The following is a 17,427-nucleotide window of genomic DNA, read 5'->3' as shown; positions in this document are numbered from 1 at the left end:
GCCGCGGCATTCATGCGGCAACGCCTGTTGCGCCGCCAGTTTACGGAACCCTTACGCCACCCGCTCGACTTTATCCGCGCGACGTTTCTTGGCATCAAAGTTGCCACGCATCAATACCCAGCGCACGACCTTGTTCCAGGCATAAGCCACCACGACACCACCGACGACGGCGAAAACCACCCCGAGCAGCGGATAATCGCCGATGCGCCGGGCCACCGACAGGAACTGGAAGTGCGTCAGGTAGATATACAGTGTCGAGGAGGCAATCAATGCCATGCCCCTCGCCATCAGGCCGGGCACGGGAATGGAGCGGACCCAGATCACCAGGAGAGCGGCAGGCACGGCGATATCGATATGGCTCCAGACGTCGGCAGCGAGGGGTCCAAACCCCAGCATTGCCTGCATGTCCTGCCAACCTACCACCACGATGGCAACCAGCGTGACGATCCACTTCTGGGTAGTCGAATTGGCACTGTGAATGGCCATTCCGAGCACCATGATCGCCAGGTAATGCTGTGGCACCCGATTGAACAGCGCGCTTGCATCGAACACATAGCGACTGATCAGCACGTCAGCCACCGCCAACACGCAAGTCGCAATGACGAAACAGCGAAACGGGTCGGCACTGATGATGTTCCTGACGCGCTCGAACGACAGGACGAACCCGATGATCAGCAGCATCTGCACCAATACTTCGATGTACCAATAGACGAAGTTGCCGATCAGGTTCGGCGAATACCAATTGGAAATCAGCAGCAAGGATTGCCAATGCACCTTATCGAACAGCACCTGCACCAACACCGTGTACAGGATCGTGGGCACCGCGATACTGGCAACGGACTTGACCAGCGTGCGCACGCTGCCGGACTCCTTGATGGCCTTGAATTGAAACCTTGCCAGGCTGAGCCCGGAAACCAGGAACAAGGCCATTGTTTCGCCGAACATCGGCCAATGTTCAACGACCTGGAAATGCCCCATCACAATCAACACGATGGAAACCACGCGTAAAAACACCGGCACTTCCATTGCCCGTATCGAAAACCTCGAGGCCTTGGTGTCGCTGGCCAGTTCACACAACTCGAGTACCGGGATCATTTCCCATTGATCGGGCAGATGACCGATAAGCTCTTCCAGCACCATTGACGCCTGAACGAACGAGAGTGAGTCCCCGCCCAGCTCCACGAACGTCAACGCTGGATCGATGCGCGGCACTTCAAGAATTTCCGCCCATGCCTGGCTCAACTTGAGCGCCAGCGGCGACAGGTCTTGGCTGCTATTGACCGGTGCCGCCTGTTTATCGACAAGCGCTTGCAACGCCCGCTTGTCGATTTTGCCGTTCGGCGTCAGTGGAATCGCCTCCACGAACACGAACAAGGCCGGCACCATGTAGTCCGGCAACTGCTGCCCCACCTGTTCACGCAGCTCAGCCGATGCAACAGGCTTGGCGCAAACGCAACAGGCCACCAGTTTCACGTTCGAACGGTCGTTGTTGGCCAGCACCACGCACTGTTTGATCCGCGGATGCCTTGAGATCGACGCTTCGATTTCGGCCAGCTCGATGCGATGGCCGCGAATCTTCACCTGGCTATCGCCGCGCCCGCGGAACATGACACTGCCATCGGCCAGGTAAGTGCCCAGGTCGCCGGTCCGATAGCAGATATCACCCTCGGCATGGGTGAAGGGGTTGACCACGAATTTTTCCCGGGTGAGTGCTGCGTCGCCGTAGTACCCCAGGGACAGATACGGGCTGCGGATCAGGATTTCCCCGACCTGGCCTTCGCCGACCAATTGATTGGCTTCATTGACCAGCAACAGTTGCGCGCCCTCGATTCCTTTGCCCAGAGGGATTTTGGCATTGTCGAGCGCAGGATCGAGTTGATGGTAAGCCATCGCCTGCGGCGTTTCGGTCGTGCCGTAGAAGTTGACGCTGACGGCGTTGGGCGCGATGGCGCGTATTTGCTCGTAAAGGGTGCTGCTCAAGGCATCGCCACCCCAAAACAGATAGCGCAGCGCGTTGAACTGCAAGCCACTGATTTTCGCGCCGGTTTCAATGAGTTTGCCCAAGGGCGGCGTGAGGTGAATGACGGTGATCCCATGCTGGTGTATCCACCTCGCCAAGGCGGCTGGATCGATCACGGTCGACTGGGCCGGGATGATGACTTTTGCGCCAATGGAGAGCGGCGTGAACACATCCCTGTAGACCGGGTCGTGGCCCAGCCCCGACAGCAGGGAAAAACAACTGTCCCTGGTCAATGAGTGACGTTGGCTATGCCATTCGATGAAATGAACCAGGGGCGAGTGATGGGTGACGATGCCTTTCGGCTCACCGGTACTGCCCGAAGTGAAGGTGATATAGGCCGGGTCTCCAGGGTTTACCTCGGGCAAGGCCTTTGGCTCGACGGCGAACGCCTTGAGCGCGTCGGTGGGCATTTCCGGTATGTCGACCACGCGTACGACGGACCCGCGTTGGGGATCTGGCTCATAGGTGGCCTCGCCGCAGACCAGGACAAAGGTCGGCTTGAGCGCCTGGATGATCTGTTCGATGCGCGCACGGGGATAGGCCATATCGGCCACGGTGAACGTCAAGCCGGCCCGTGAGGCACCGAGCATGGCGTAGACCAGGCCGGCACAGCGACTGGAGACGATCACGACCCGATCGGATGCGCTCGCGCCCTGTTCCAGCAGAAAGCAGGCAAGGCGCTGGCTTATCGCTTCGAGTTCGCCGTAACTGAACGTGGTGTCATGCGAAACCACCGCCACGGCATCGGGCGTTCGTCCAGCGTGCTGCAGGAAGTCCGTGAATATCGGACGTTCGACACAATACTCCAGATCCAGCGTCGGGTTTGGGCGCGCATCCTGCATGTTATTGGTTGACTCCCCATGGTCTGTACGACGTAGACACGACGGGACGCTCGCAAACGAGAAATTCCCCTCAAGACGCTAGCACAGCAGCCGTGGCCCGCCAGTGAGTCGACCAACATGCGCCGAGCCCTGTGCCGTTATCCTCGCCATTGCCGGGGACTGACCCCGGTCTTGCGACGAAAAGCCCGGGCCAGTGCCGAAGGGCTTTCATACCCGACCTCTTCGGCGATCAAGGCAATGGGCTTGCCTTCACGCAGGCGCTTTTGCGCCAGGCTAATACGCCAGCTCACCAGATAATCCACTGGGGCCTGCCCGACCACCCGTTTGAAGTGCTCGGCGAAACTGGCCCGGGACATGTTGGCCGCCACCGACAGTTCGGCCACGCTCCAGGCCTTGCCGGGCGTCTCGTGCATGAGGTTCAAGGGCCGCGCCAGGCGAGGATCGGCAAGACCGGCCATCATGCCGGGCTGCTGATTGCGACTGCTCAGGATGTGCCGCAACAACAGGATCACCACCAGCTCGAACAGCCGATCCATCACCGCCTCGCGACCGCAGGTACCGTCGAAGGCTTCGTTGAACAACCATTGCAACGTGTTGGCCAGGGCCGGGATTTCATCCAGTTTCAGCACCAGGTAATCCGGCAGCGCCGTGGCGAGGGCGTTACCCGCGCCGCCGTCGAAGTCCAGGGTCGCGCATACCAGTTGCGTATCGCCGTCCTGTGGGGCAAGCAGGCGGTGGCGATACGGCCGGGGGAAAAACATCAGCGTCGGCTCGGTGATGTGCAGCTCACGGTCATCCGCGAGCCTGAGGGACAACTCGCCCGCCTGGAGCAAATGCAAATGACCGCAGGCCTGACGGCCATCGAACGCTGTCGTGCCGCAAAACGCACCGCTGTGAAAGGTCCCGGCATTGACACCGAAATGCGCAAGCAAGGTGGACAGGCGATCCATGAAGGCCCCCGGCAGCAGTTCTGGACGATCTGTCGCATATCGTCGACGATTTGCACCCAATAGGCCAGCCCGAATCATTAGCATCCACTCCGTACCCAGCGCTTGTCGCGCATCAACCACGGAGAATCACCATGCCACGCATCAACCCTGTCAGCCTCGAACACGCCGCCGAGAACTCCCGCCCATTGCTCGACGGCGTACAGAAGAAAATCGGCTTCCTGCCCAACGTGTTCCGGGTCCTGGCCCACGCCCCCGCGGTACTGGCCTCCTACCTGCAGAACTCGGCGGCATTGACGAAGACGTCCTTGAGCGCCAAACAGAAGGAAGCGATTTTCCTCGCCACCTCCCAGGTCAACGGCTGCGACTACTGCCTCGCGGCGCACACGCTGTTTGCCGGTAAGGCGGGGCTTTCCAGCGAGGAGATACTCAGTGCCCGTGAAGGCCAGTTCGATGCCTACGCGTTGCTCGCCCGGCAAATCACCGAAAGTCGTGGCCACTTGGGCAGCGAGCAAATTGCCGCGGCCCGCGCCGCTGGCATCGATGACGCGAAAATCGTCGAAGTGGTCGCCCATGTCGCTTCGCAGACGCTGACCAACTACCTGAACAACGTCGCCCTGACCGAGATCGACTTTCCGGCTATCGACGCCTGAACCACTCTGCTGCAGAGGAAAAATTTCATGAAGACGGTAACCCTGTACACCACCGACACCTGCCCGTACTGCCGCAGCGCCAAGGCGTTACTGGCCGGCAAAGGCGTGACACCGCAGGAGATCGACGTTCAGCGCACGCCCGGCAAACTCGAAGAAATGCTCAGTCGCAGCGGCCGGCGCAGCGTGCCGCAGATTTTCTTCGGCGACACGCACATCGGCGGCTTCGACGACCTGGCCAAACTGGACCGCCAGGGTGCCCTGATGTCCATGCTGGCCTGATCCCCTGTTTGTAGGGAGCGAGCATGCTCCGGGCGGCGTTCCGACGATGGTCGTCAACGATGACGCGGGAAGCCTGGCACCCCGTGGCGCTCTTGAGTTTTTCGCGAGCATGCTCGCTCCTACAGGGGACCGACATCTCAGTCATCCTCATGCAACTTGATACCACGTGCATGCAACAGCGGTGGCACCACCAGCACCAACAACGTCAGGGCCATGAACGCCGCCGAGATGGGCTGGGTCAGGAAAATCGTCCAGTCGCCCTCACTGATCGACAAGGCGTTGCGCAACTGTTTCTCGGCCATCGGGCCGAGCAGCATGCCGACAATCACCGGCGCCACCGGGAAGTCGAAGCGCCGCATCAGCACCCCAGCCCAACCGATGGCCAGCATCAGCAGCAGGTCGAAGGAAGAATGGCGCATGCCGTAGACGCCGATGGTGGCGAACACCAGGATCCCGGCGTTGAGGTAAGGCCGGGGGATCTGCAGCAGCTTGACCCACAGGCCCACCAACGGCAGGTTCAATATCAGCAAGATGACGTTGCCGATGTAGAGCGAAGCCACCAGGGTCCAGACCAGGTCGGCGGAGGTCTCGAAGAGCATCGGCCCAGGTTGCAGGTTGTAGTTCTGGAACGCCGCCAACAGGATCGCCGCCGTGGCGGACGTCGGGATGCCCAGGGTCAGCAATGGCACCAACGAGCCGGTGGCACTCGCATTGTTGGCGGCTTCCGGGCCGGCCACCCCCTCGATGGCGCCCTCGCCTTTGTTGGCCGAAAACTCTTTCGGGTATTTGCTCAGCTTGCGTTCGGTGGAATAGGACAGAAAGGTCGGGATCTCTGCGCCGCCAGCGGGAATCGAGCCGAACGGGAAACCGATCAGCGTGCCCCGCAGCCATGCAGGCACCGAGCGTTTCCAGTCGGCGCGGGTCATCCACAACGACGTCAGGCGATGCCGTCCCTCCGCCTGCTCGGTTTGATAAAGCAGGCTGTACAGGGCTTCGCCGACCGCGAACAAACCGACCGCCACCAGCACCACCTCGATGCCATCCACCAGTTCGGGTACGCCAAGGGTGTAGCGGGCAATGCCCGACGTCGAATCGAGGCCGATCAGGCCGATGGTCAATCCGATCCCCAGTGACGCAAAGCCACGCAGCATGGAGGCGCCGAGGACCGCCGACACCGTGGTGAAGGACAGCACCAGGATCGCGAAATATTCCGCCGGCCCGAAATTCAGCGCCAACCTGGCCACCACCGGTGCGAACAGGGTCAGCAGGACGGTGGCAATGGTGCCGGCCACGAACGAACCGATCGCCGCCGTGGCCAGCGCCGGCCCTGCCCGGCCATTGCGCGCCATGAGGTTGCCTTCCAGCGCCGTGACCATGGACGAGGACTCACCGGGCGTATTGAGCAGGATCGAGGTGGTGGAACCGCCGAACTGCGCGCCGTAGTAGATCCCGGCGAACATGATCAGGGCGCCCGTGGGGTCGACCTTGGCGGTGATCGGCAACAATAAGGCCACCGTCAGCGCCGGCCCGATGCCCGGCAATACGCCAATGGCGGTGCCCAGCAGGCAGCCGATAAAGCCCCACAGCAAATTGATCGGCGTCAGCGCTGCGGAAAAACCCATCGCCAGGTTGGCGAGAATGTCCATGCTGTCGATCTCCTTGGATCAGATCCAGGCGTTGACCAGCGGCGGCAGGGAGACGCCCAGCCCGGCATTGAACAACCAATAGATCGGCAGGGTCAGGGCCATGCCGATGGCCAGGTCGCGCAGCGGATGACGACTGCCAAAGCCCCGCGCCGAACAGGCAAACAGCAAGCCCGCCGCCAGCACGAAGCCGATGAGGTTGATGAGCACGGCCACACCGATCAAGCCTGCGGTGACCCAGGCCGCGCCGGCCTTGCCGCCCGCCACGGTGTGGGTCTGTTCGTTATCCAGTTCGCGAAAACCGCCACTCACCGCCTGATAACTCAACAACACGCCCACCGCCCCCAGAAAACCCGCGACCACCCAGGGGTAGACATAGGCCGGCAGTATCACGAAGCCCATCTCCGGCGGAAAGCGCCAGGCGCCCACCGCCAACACGACGCTGAGCACAATCAAGCCAACGCCAATGGCCAACTGGGTCGGTACGACAGCGCGCGCACCGGCCATTTCAAAGCAACCCGACCTTGACCAACATGGCGCGCAACCGCACGTGTTCTTCCTCGACGAATTTGCCGAAATCGTCACCGGTTAGCACGCTCGGCGTCCAGGCATTGGTCTTGATGTTGTCCTGCCAGACTTTGCTCCGGGAAGCGGCCACCACCGCGTCAGTCACTTCCTTGCGCTGCTCGGGCGTGAGGCCCGCGGCGCCATAGACACCACGCCAGTTGCCGATAACCACGTCGTAGCCACTTTCCTTGAGGGTGGGGGCATCGATCCCGGGCACGCGCTCAGGGGCACCGATGGCGAGCACGCGGAACTGGCCATTCTTGATGTATTGACCCAGTTCGGCGTAACCGCCGGTGATCACCTTGATCTGGCCGCCCAGGGCCTGGGCAACGATTTCACCGCCACCACCGGTAGCGATGTAATTCACCTTGTTGACCGGCACATCCAGCTTGCCGGCCAGTTCAGCAATGCCGATATGGTCGATCGAGCCTTTAGAGCCACCGCCAAAGGTAACGCTGGTGGACTTGGCCTTGAAGTCCTTGATCAGGTCATCGAGGGTCTTGTACGGCGAGTCCTTGCGCACCGCGATCACGTTGTATTCGGTAAACAGGCGGGCAATCGGCGTCACGTCTTTCAAGCTGATTTGCGGTTTGTTCTGTTCAATGCCCGCAACCATGATCGCCCCGACCACCAGCAACGCATTCGGGTCGCCCTTGGTGCTGTTGGCAAACTGCGCCAGCCCTAGCGTACCGCCCGCGCCACCCTTGTTCTCAAAGGTGACGGATTTGGCCGCATTGGCCTCAATCAGGGCTTTGCCGAGCACCCGAGCCGTCTGGTCATAGCCGCCACCCACCGAACCGGGGGCCATGAACTTGACGGTATCCAGCGCGAAGGCCGGGGAGCAAAGCGTGGCAGCGGTAATGCCGACCAACAGACTACGGCTGAAGCTACGGATCAAAGCGGACATGCGCACCTCCTGAGTACCTTGTTTTTATGGGTGCCATTTGCACATGTGCAGTAAACGCCTGCGCGACGACATCCGGCCTGCCAACAAGCGTAGGCCATGACGCCGTTGATCGGGCAGTTTTAACTCGTTGACCTTATTCATGGTCGCCTCGCGCCTACATATGAAGGCGCCAGGCACATCCGTCCAAAAAAAGCTCGATTGCCCCCATCATGACCTAACCTCATAGGCGCAATGACTATCAACCAGTCGAGCACGCCCATGCGTTATGCATTGAAGCTAGTGATCCTCATCGCTTTCGCGCTGCTGGGGCCGAGCGTCGGATGGCTGTCGGCGGCGCCCATGTCCGATGCCCCCGTCACCGCCCAGCCCCTCCCGTCCGCCAGCGTTTCCGACAGCGAGCTGGAGGCGTTGCTGGGCCAACTCAGCAGTTTCAAACAGCAGGTTTCACAGGCCAGCAATTACAGCCAGCTTGAAGGCCCGCAGGACCTGGTTCAGGCACTCATCAAGGAGGTCGATCGCCTGACGACGCTGCTGCTGCCCGAGCAGGCTCAGCTGCAGGCGCAATTGGGCGTGCTGGGACCCGCGCCACCGGATGCCACGCCCGAGAAATCCGACATCGCCCTGCAAAGAGCCACCCTGACGGGTCAAAAAGCCCTGGTCGACGCCAAACTGAAATCCCTGGCAACGCTTAAAAGCAGCGCGGCGGAATTGCTGATCCAGATTGCCGCCATTCGCCGCAGCCTGCTGGAATCCGAAGTGACCCAGCGGACCCGAAGCGTGCTCAATCCCTGGTTCTGGGCAACATTGTTCAATCCGCCAGAGGATGACCGGCAAAAATTCAACGCATTCCTCCAACAGATCGGCGCCACGCTTGGCGCCACCTGGCGACCGGGCGAACGCCTGTTGACCAGCTTTTTAATCGTCATGGCCCTGGTTTTCTGGATCTTCGGTCGGAGGGTGGCCGAGCGCGGGCTGACCTGGCTGTGCATTCACCGGATGCCGGAAGGACGCCTGCGACGCAGCACCCTTGCGCTTTCATCGGTGGTGGCCACGATCCTGTCTGCCTGGATCGCCCTGCAGTTGCTGTTTTTTACCGTCACCCGCGAGCTGCCCCTGACGCCGCAACTCACAGGGTTTTCCCAGGATTTTGAAAAGATCGTCTATACCTGCGTGCTGATTACCGGCCTGAGTCGCGCACTGCTATCCACGCAGCACCCTTCATGGCGCCTGCCGGCCTTTGCCGATCCGCTCGCCCTGGCGATCAAACCCTACCCCACACGCCTGGCCCTGGCATTGCTTGTGCTGGTGTCGCTGGCGCAGATAACCAATGTCACTGGCATGACCCCGGGGCTGGTGATCTCGGTCCGTGGCCTGGTCGCATTGATCGTCTCGGCCATGATCGCCATGCTGCTGTTGCGCGTTAACAAAACCCGCCGGGACATGGTCGCGGCGGGCATTGCCCCCGAAGCGGGGCGGACGTTGGCCGGGATGATCTATGCCTTCGCCAGCATCGCGATCGCGATTTCCCTCCTCGCCCTGCTCACCGGCTACATATCGCTCTCGCGGTTCATCACCTACGAACTGGTGTGGTTTTTCATCATATTCGCCGGCTTCTATTTGCTGACCCAGCTGTTCAAGGACGGCTGTGAACACCTGTTTTCCCCCCGCCACTCCACCGGCAAGACCCTCAAGCAGCTGCTGGGCATTGGCGATACGCGGCTGGAACAGATTTCGGTCATCCTGTCCGGTGCCGGTCGCGCCGCACTGTTGCTGATAGCGCTGATCACCTTGATGGTGGGCGGGATCGGCTCGACGCTCGAACAACTGGCCACCAACATCCTCGCCATGCTCGGCGGCGACGGCCTGCGCAAACTGAACATCGTCCCGGCCAACCTGTTGCATGCCGTGCTCGCCGTGGTCATCGGCCTCTACCTGATTCGTTCGCTGCGGCGCTGGCTGGACGACGAGTTCCTGCCGAAAACCGAAATGGACCCCGGCATGTGTGCCTCGCTCAGCACGCTGTTCTCCAACATCGGCTATGCCTTGGTGCTCCTGCTGACCCTGTCATCGCTGGGGGTCCAATGGACCAACCTGGCCTGGATCGTCAGCGCCCTGTCAGTGGGCATCGGCTTCGGCCTGCAGGAGATCGTCAAGAATTTCGTTTCCGGCATCATCCTCTTGACCGAACGCCCGGTGAAAGTCGGCGACCTGATCAGCATCAGCGGGGTCGAAGGCGACATCCGCCGGATCAACGTGCGGGCCACGGAAATACAGCTGGCCGACCGCTCGATCGTGATCGTGCCCAACTCGCAGTTGATCTCGCAGAACCTGCGCAACGTCACCCTGGGTGGCAGCGCCCAGGGGGTGGCGACACTTGAACTGATGTTCCCGCTGGACATCGACCCCGAGCAAGTGCGCAACCTGCTGTACGAGACCTTCAGCGAGCACGAGACCATTCTGGAAAAACCGGCGCCGGTGGTGCGCTTCAGCCAACTCAAACCGGAGGGCATTACCCTGACCGTCACCGGTTACGTCAACAGCCCGCGCATGGTCACTGCAATCAAGAGCGAGCTGTTGTTCGAGATTCTCAAGCGGCTGGGTGCCGCCGGGATAGAACTGGCGAAACCGCCAACAGCATAACGCGAATGCCTTTGTAGGAGCTGCCGAGTGAAACGAGGCTGCGATCTTTTGATTTTGCATTTAACAATCAAAAGATCGCAGCCTCGTTTCACTCGTCAGCTCCTACGGGTTGATCAGTGAGCGATGCACACCGATTTCAGCTCGGTATAGGCCTCGATCACCGCACGACCAAACTCACGGCCCATGCCCGACTGCTTGACGCCACCGAACGGCATCGCCGGGTCGAGCAATACGTGGGCATTGACCCATACCGTACCGGCTTCGATACGCGGCACCAGGTTCATGGCCTTGCCCAGGTCGTTGGTCCACAGGCTGGCGGCCAGCCCGTAGCGGTTGTCGTTGGCCAGTGCGATGACGGCGTCTTCATCGTCGAACGGCATCACTCCCAGCACCGGACCGAACACCTCCTCGCGCGCCACGGCCATGCTGTGGTCAATGTCGGCGAGGATGGTCGGCTGGACAAAGAACCCCTCGCCTTCCAGCAACTCGCCGCCCGCCACCACCCGCGCACCTTCCTGGCGGGCCAGCTCAATGTGCTTGAGCACGCTCTGCTGTTGCTTGCGCGACACCAGTGGGTTGATCGCCGCCTCGCAGTTCATGCCCGCGCCAATCGGCATCGCCGAGACCGCCGCCGCCAGGGCTTCGACGAATTTGTCGTGGATTGAGCGATGCACGTAGAAACGCGAAGCCGCCGCACACACCTGGCCATTGTTCAGCAAGCCACCGAGGATCGCGCCCTGCACGGCTTTTTCGATGTCGGCATCGGCGAGCACGATCATCGGGTTCTTGCCGCCCAGCTCCAGGGAGAAACGTGTCATGTTTTCCATGCACGCCACGCCGACGCTCTTGCCCACGGCGGTGGATCCGGTGAACGACACCTTGCTCACCAGTGGGTGCGCGGTCAGCACGCCGCCGACCGAGGCACCGCCGCCGGTCACCACGTTGAACACGCCCGCCGGAATGCCCGCTTCAAGGGCCAGCTCGGCCAGGCGCATGGCGGTCAATGGGGTTTCCATCGCCGGCTTGATGATCACCGTGCAACCGGTGGCCAGCGCCGGCATCAGTTTCCAGGCGGCGATCAGCAGCGGGAAGTTCCACGGCACAATGCCGACCACGACCCCCACTGGCTCACGCTTGGTGAACGCCGTGAATTTGGCACCCGGCGGCAGCGGGATCGACACATCGAAGGTCTGCCCTTCGATCTTGGTCGCCCAGCCGGACATGTAGCGCATGAACTCCACCGTGGCGTTCAGGTCCAGCGCGCGGGCCATGTTGATCGACTTGCCCTGGCTCAGGGTTTCCAGCTGCGCCAGCTCTTCGGCATGCTCCTCCACCAGGCGGGTGAAGTTCAGCAGGATGCGCTCGCGGTCCGCTGGACGCAGGCCCGACCACACGCCCGACTTGAAAGCCTGGTGCGACGATTGCACGGCGCGCTCGACGATCTCCAGGGGCGCGTCGAGGGTTTCGCACAGGGTTTGCCCGGTGGCCGGGTTGACCACTGCAATGGTCTGACCTTCGGCAAACACCCACTGGCCATCGATAAAGCAGCCGTGTTGGCGATCGAGGAATGCAGCAACCTGCGGCAGAATTTCAACGTTGCTCATAAATCACCTTTGAATTCAGATGGACGAGCCGGCTTGCCGGCGAAAGCGTCAATTAGTGTTGTTCTTTGAGGAAGCACACCACCGCCTGGCGATCATCCGCCGAGGCCATGCCCATGTAGGGCATGTAGGTGCCAGGCACATAGGCCTGGGGTTGCGTGATCAGTTGCGCGATGTTCTCGGCTTGCCAGTCGATGTTCTTGTTGCGCATGGCTTGCGAGTAGTTGAAGCCTTCCAGCGAGCCGGACTTGCGCCCCACCACGCCTGCAAGGTTCGGCCCCATCATGCCCATCGTGCCTTTGCTCACCGCATGGCACACCCCGCATTCATTGGCGAACACTTCGGCGCCACGCTGCTGCAGCGGTGCGCAATCGGCGGCAACAGCAGCCTGCGCCAGAGTGACGGACAACACAGCAACGAGGGACAAACGCAGGGTGGTGAACATAAGAAACGACCTTGAAAATCCACGCATTCGCTGGCAAAGCGAACGCCAACACTGAAAGTGCCGAGGCTTTGGTGCTTCGGCAGGTTGAGAGCGATTGTCGGTGGTCGCCGGCTAGCAGGTTTTGCCCTGCCTGCCAGTTGTGTTGGCGGTTCTGCCAAAGTGCTGCACGGGCGCGATCAGCGATAGCCAGGCTTGATCCAAAGTTCTGCCTATACTGCAATCCAGCCGCCCCGATCACCTGCGCTGAGGAACTGCTGGATGAATGTGACCGACTATTTCGATCGAGCCAGAATCATCAACATCGCGTCAAGAAAGGATCGCCGCGTAGAAACGGTACAAGAATTCGCGCGCAACGGCTTTCCCTTTGATCACGAAAAAGTCAGCTTTTTCCAGGCGGTGACGCCCAGTGAAGACAACGGTTTTCCAAGCATCGGCGCCAGGGGCTGCTTCATGAGTCACCTGGGGATCCTGGAAGAGGCGATACGCCTGAATGTGAAAAACATTTTGATCCTGGAGGATGACATACAGTTTTCCAGACGCATTTCCCACTATGGAAAACAGGCCATCGAATCCCTGCAAGGCATGGAGTGGGACATCGCCTACTTTGGCCATCCGTTCGAAGGCGATTCAAGCTCGCCCACCTGGAAAGCGGTCGACCAGCCCATACACTTGTCGCATTTCTATGCGGTAAACGGCAAATGCATTACCCGGTTGCGCGATTTCCTGCTGCAGATCCTGGAGCGCCCGCCAGGGCATCCTGACGGCGGGCCGATGCACTATGACGCCGCCCTCAATACGCTCATTCATTCGAACAAAGACGTCCAGGCCTACTACTTCACCTGGAACCTGGGCTATCAAAGACCCTCGCGCACGGACTTGCATGCGCTGTCCCTGTTCGACAGGACGCCTGTCCTGCGCGATGTCATGGGCATGCTCAGGAAGTTGAAGGCCATGAACCTGAGAAGAATTCGATAGTGTCCCGCTCCGCCTCTCTTTAACCGGAAACAATCCCACACTCCCCTCTCAATCAGTGCACCCACGTGTGCACTGTCACCTCGCCATGCAATCTGGCAAGCACAACCAACTCTTTGGCACCGAGGCAACAAGGCGCAAAAAATCCCGGCATTAGTATCTGGAAGGACCGCAACCCTGCGCTCAAGAACAAGAACGGATGCCACACCATGCTCAAGTCCCCCTTGCTTCGCCTTTCAACCCTGGCGCTGATGATCAGTGCCGGCCAGGCGAGCGCCTACGAACTCTACGCCAGTGACGACAGTCATCTGAACGCCACCCTGGAAGCGGTTTTCGGCGTTTTCCACAGCCAGGAAAACTACGCCCTGTCGGGTCGCCTCGACGAAGGTTCGTCTTCTTGGCGCGAGGGCTACATCAAGTACGGCCTGAGCTTCGACCAGGGCCTGGCTGGGGTCGGCACTGCTTACGGCGCGGCGAACATGCTCAGCTCCGGCACTTGGGGCGACGGTGACGCCGCTGGCTTCACCGACGGTTCGGAGCGCACCACCAAGTTCGAAGATGCGTACCTCGGCTGGCGCTCGAGCGATCTGTTTCCCGCGCTGGGTGCTGACGGCATCGACCTGTCTTTCGGCCGCCAGAACATCGTGGTCGGCGACGGTTTCCTGATCAACGGCGATGCACTGAATCTGGGCAAGGGCCTGGCCGACGGCGAATTCAATCGCGGTGGCGCCTACTGGCTGGCCGCGCGCAAGGCCTTCGACGAAACCGCGGTGTTGCGTATCGGCGGCAAGGAAGGCTGGCGCAGTGACCTGATGTGGTTGAAATCCAACAACCGCGCGCAAGCCAAGACCGAAATGTACGTCGGCACCCTGGAGCACGTGTCCGAGGCCGGTACCGTCGGCGTGACCTACATCGACACCACGGACGTCGATAAGCAGTTCGCCTCCCCCGCGCAACTCGAGCGCGATGGCATGAAGACCTACAGCCTGCGCGCCACTGGCAACGCCGGGGTCAAGGACCTGTTCCTCTCCGGTGAATATGCCAAGCAGGACAAACCCCACACGGCCACCGAAGACGCCTGGTACCTGGAAGCCGGCTGGACCTTTTCCGAGGCGCCATGGACGCCGTATGCCGGCTACCGCTACAGCCGTTTCTCGGAAGGCTACGACACGCTGTTCTACGGTTTCAGCCGTGGCTTCGGCACCTGGTTCCAAGGTGAAGTGGCGGGCAACTACGCCGGCCCGTTCAACACCAACTCGCGCATCCAGCAACTCAAGTTCACCGTCTCGCCACTGGAGAACCTGACCGTCGGCGCGATGTACTTCAACTTCGACACCATCGACCGCGACCTGGGCAACACCGATGGCCACGAAGTCGACCTGTACGCCGAATGGCACCTGAACGACCACATCTCGGTGATGCCGCTGGTCGGTCTGTTCCAGCCGGACAAGAGCGCCGACCAAGGCGGCACGCAGCTAGGCAACAACGACAAGAACCTCTACAGCCAGCTGATTTTCGCCACCAATTTCTAATCTCGAACCGATCTAGGAGCTGCCGCAGGCTGCGATCTTTTGATCTTGAAAGTCAAAAGATCGCAGCCTGCGGCAGCTCCTACAGGTTCGTAATCGCAGCGCTATTATTTCCCATGGAAAAGGCCTTTCCGATGCACAGAAGATTCCTCACGATCCAGAGCAAGATCACCCTGCTCGCCGGCCTCTGCCTGGTGTTGGTGGTGGGTTTGCTGATGGGCCTGTCGCTCTACCAGACACACAAGAGCAGCCAGCAAGTGGCCCGGGCCAGCAGCGACATGCTCGCCGACGCGGCCCGGGAACACATGCAGGCCCTGGGTAAAGTGCAGGCCATGCAAGTGCAACGCACCTTCATGCAGACCCACGAATTCGGCCAGGGATTGTCGCGGTATCTGTTGTACCTCAGGCAACTCCAGCATCAGGGCAATCTGACCCGCCAACAACTGCGCCAGGAGCTGAGCACCCAGCTTCAACAGGCCCTGATCGACAAGCCCGACCTGCTCGGGCTTTACGTCATTTTTGAACCCGATGCGCTGGACGGTGCCGACGCGGGCTTCGCCGGCAAGCCGGACCTGGGCAGCAACGAAACCGGACGCTTCTCCCTGTACTGGGTGCAAAGCAAACCCGGCGAACTGCAAGCGGTGATCGGCGATGAAGGCCTGCTGGCCAACACCGAGCCAGGCCCCAGCGGCGCACCCTACAACGCCTTCTACACCTGCGCCCGCGACACTCGCCAGGCCTGTGTGCTGGAACCCTACTTCGACGAGGCATCGGGCAGTCGCAAACTGGTGACCAGCGTCGCCTTCCCGCTGTTGGAGAACGGCAAAGTCATCGCCGTGGTCGGCCTCGACATCAACCTCGCCGCCTTGCAAAAGAACAGCGAGAACAGTGCGCTGCAATTATTCGATGGCCGCGGCCAGATCAGCATCGTCAGCCCCCGTGGCGTGATCTCCGCCAACAGCCAGGATGTCAGCCGCCTCGGACAACCGATGGACAATGCCCAGGTGATGGACGCCTTGCGCCAGGGTCAGCCGAAGGTGTTTGAAGACCCGCAGCAGATCAACGTCCTTGAACCGCTGCCACCGATTGCCGGTGCTGCGCCCTGGGGTGTGCTGGTCGGCGTGCCCCAAGACGTATTGCTGGCACCGGTCGCCAGCCTGCAAAAACAACTCGACGCCCAGGGCGTGCAAAGCACGGCGTTGGAACTGCTGCTCGGTGGCGGCTCGGCCTTGCTTGGCCTCCTGCTGATCGGGTACACGGCACGGCGCATCACCCGGCCGCTGCAAGTGCTGACCCGGGTCATGGAGGATATCTCCCTTGGCGAGGGTGATTTGACCCGGCGCCTGCAAGTACAGTCACAGGATGAAATCGGCCAGTTGGCCACGGCGTTCAACCGCTTTGTCGAGCGCATTCACCAGTCGATTCGCGAAGTATCGTCGGCAGCCCTGGGCGTCAACGAAGGTGCCCGCCGGGTGCTGGAGGCCTCCCATTCGTCGCTGAGCAATTTCGACGATCAATCGAGCCGCACCAACAGTGTCGCCGCCGCCATCAATCAGTTGGGCGCCGCTGCGCAAGAGATCGCGCATAACGCCTCCGATGCCTCGCACCAGGCCTCCAGTGCGCGACAACAGGCCGAGGACGGTCGCCAGGTGGTGCAACGCACCATTGAAGTGATGCACGAACTGTCGGCAAAAATCAGCACGTCGTGCGCCAACATCGAAGTGCTCAACGACAAGACCGTGAACATCGGGCAAATCCTCGAAGTGATCAAGGGCATCTCCCAGCAGACCAACCTGCTGGCGCTGAACGCCGCCATCGAAGCAGCCCGGGCCGGTGAAGCCGGCCGCGGCTTTGCCGTGGTCGCCGACGAGGTGCGCAGCCTGGCCGGTCGCACCCAGTCCTCGGCGCTGGAGATCCAGCAGATGATCGAGGAGCTGCAAGTGGGTGCCCGCGATTCGGTCGCCACCATGACCGAAAGCCAACAGCACAGCGAAGAAAGCGTCACCATCGCCAACCTCGCCGGCAGCCGCTTGAGCAGCGTGACCCAACGCATCGGCGAGATCGACAACGTCAACCAGTCCGTCGCCGCCGCCACCGAAGAACAGACTTCCGTGGTCGAGGCCTTGAACGTCGACATCACCCGGATCAACACGCTGAACCAGCAAGGCGTGGAGAACTTGCAGGCGACGTTGCGGGCTTGTACTGAGCTGGAGCAGCAGGCGGCGCGGTTGAATCAGTTGGTGGGGAGTTTCAGGATCTGAGCCTTTGACCGATCGTTCCCACGCTCTGCGTGGGAATGCATCCCGTGACGCTCTGCGTCACATCCACAAGCGGAACGCGGAGCGTCCCTGGCGGCATTCCCACGCAGAGCGTGGGAACGAT

Annotated in this window: 13 protein-coding genes and 1 pseudogene; 7 read left to right on the top strand and 7 right to left on the bottom strand. The window is 61.1% G+C overall.

The genetic code is table 11. From position 1 onward, the window contains the following. Positions 1-51: 51 nt before the first annotated feature. Both AC3WWR_RS09240 and AC3WWR_RS09235 read right to left on the bottom strand, forming a co-directional pair. Positions 52-2,862 carry an amino acid adenylation domain-containing protein gene (locus tag AC3WWR_RS09240; RefSeq protein WP_454866090.1) on the bottom strand — a complete coding sequence of 937 codons (2,811 nt, stop codon included), beginning with the start codon at positions 2,860-2,862 and terminating at the stop codon, positions 52-54. Positions 2,863-2,999: 137 nt separating this feature from the next. Continuing rightward, entirely contained in the window at positions 3,000-3,812 is an 813-nt protein-coding gene (locus AC3WWR_RS09235) for an AraC family transcriptional regulator (protein ID WP_033044523.1), read from the bottom strand. A 131-nt stretch (positions 3,813-3,943) separates the two neighbouring features. Between AC3WWR_RS09235 and AC3WWR_RS09230 the strand changes: the two genes are divergently transcribed. Both AC3WWR_RS09230 and grxC read left to right on the top strand, forming a co-directional pair. Then, entirely contained in the window at positions 3,944-4,462 is a 519-nt protein-coding gene (locus AC3WWR_RS09230) for a carboxymuconolactone decarboxylase family protein (RefSeq protein ID WP_492598653.1), read from the top strand. Between the two features lie 27 nt (positions 4,463-4,489). Next, entirely contained in the window at positions 4,490-4,741 is a 252-nt protein-coding gene (gene grxC / locus AC3WWR_RS09225) for a glutaredoxin 3 (protein ID WP_020797723.1), read from the top strand. Positions 4,742-4,878: 137 nt separating this feature from the next. Here grxC and AC3WWR_RS09220 read toward each other — a convergent pair whose 3' ends face one another. The 3 genes from AC3WWR_RS09220 to AC3WWR_RS09210 are packed head-to-tail and all read right to left on the bottom strand — an operon-like array spanning position 4,879 to position 7,858. Continuing rightward, on the bottom strand, positions 4,879-6,387 hold the full coding sequence (locus tag AC3WWR_RS09220; RefSeq protein ID WP_033042505.1) for a tripartite tricarboxylate transporter permease: 1,509 nt from the start codon (positions 6,385-6,387) through the stop codon (positions 4,879-4,881). Between the two features lie 18 nt (positions 6,388-6,405). Then, entirely contained in the window at positions 6,406-6,891 is a 486-nt protein-coding gene (locus tag AC3WWR_RS09215) for a tripartite tricarboxylate transporter TctB family protein (RefSeq protein ID WP_033042504.1), read from the bottom strand. Between the two features lies 1 nt (position 6,892). Continuing rightward, positions 6,893-7,858, bottom strand: coding sequence for a Bug family tripartite tricarboxylate transporter substrate binding protein (locus AC3WWR_RS09210; protein WP_083349306.1), 966 nt, complete (start codon positions 7,856-7,858; stop codon positions 6,893-6,895). Positions 7,859-8,116: 258 nt separating this feature from the next. On the opposite strand from AC3WWR_RS09210, the gene AC3WWR_RS09205 reads away from it, so the two are divergent. Next, positions 8,117-10,498 carry a DUF3772 domain-containing protein gene (locus AC3WWR_RS09205; RefSeq protein ID WP_033042502.1) on the top strand — a complete coding sequence of 794 codons (2,382 nt, stop codon included), beginning with the start codon at positions 8,117-8,119 and terminating at the stop codon, positions 10,496-10,498. A 113-nt stretch (positions 10,499-10,611) separates the two neighbouring features. Here the strand turns inward: AC3WWR_RS09205 and AC3WWR_RS09200 are convergent, their stop codons facing one another. Both AC3WWR_RS09200 and AC3WWR_RS09195 read right to left on the bottom strand, forming a co-directional pair. Further along, positions 10,612-12,102: an aldehyde dehydrogenase family protein gene (locus tag AC3WWR_RS09200; protein WP_020797718.1), complete on the bottom strand. Its 1,491-nt coding sequence runs from the start codon at positions 12,100-12,102 to the stop codon at positions 10,612-10,614. A gap of 52 nt (positions 12,103-12,154) precedes the next feature. Beyond that, complete coding sequence (locus AC3WWR_RS09195) at positions 12,155-12,544, bottom strand: c-type cytochrome (RefSeq protein ID WP_020797717.1); 390 nt, start codon at positions 12,542-12,544, stop codon at positions 12,155-12,157. A 258-nt stretch (positions 12,545-12,802) separates the two neighbouring features. On the opposite strand from AC3WWR_RS09195, the gene AC3WWR_RS09190 reads away from it, so the two are divergent. The 4 genes and pseudogenes from AC3WWR_RS09190 to AC3WWR_RS09175 all read left to right on the top strand — a co-directional run bounded on the left by AC3WWR_RS09190 (position 12,803) and on the right by AC3WWR_RS09175 (position 17,306). Next, positions 12,803-13,519, top strand: coding sequence for a glycosyltransferase family 25 protein (locus AC3WWR_RS09190; protein ID WP_020797716.1), 717 nt, complete (start codon positions 12,803-12,805; stop codon positions 13,517-13,519). Positions 13,520-13,725: 206 nt separating this feature from the next. Then, positions 13,726-15,048 carry an alginate export family protein gene (locus AC3WWR_RS09185; protein ID WP_033042077.1) on the top strand — a complete coding sequence of 441 codons (1,323 nt, stop codon included), beginning with the start codon at positions 13,726-13,728 and terminating at the stop codon, positions 15,046-15,048. Positions 15,049-15,161: 113 nt separating this feature from the next. Beyond that, positions 15,162-16,451 (top strand): annotated as a pseudogene (locus tag AC3WWR_RS09180) (methyl-accepting chemotaxis protein); the annotation flags it as partial. A gap of 66 nt (positions 16,452-16,517) precedes the next feature. Next, the gene (locus AC3WWR_RS09175; protein ID WP_492598657.1) at positions 16,518-17,306 is read left to right on the top strand and encodes a methyl-accepting chemotaxis protein; all 789 of its coding nucleotides are present in this window, start codon (positions 16,518-16,520) and stop codon (positions 17,304-17,306) included. Positions 17,307-17,427: the final 121 nt, after the last annotated feature.

The organism is Pseudomonas sp. EB271-G4-1 (genome assembly GCF_058791355.1).
Note: the sequence above shows the minus strand (reverse complement) of the source record. Positions and strands in the feature narration are given on the sequence as shown.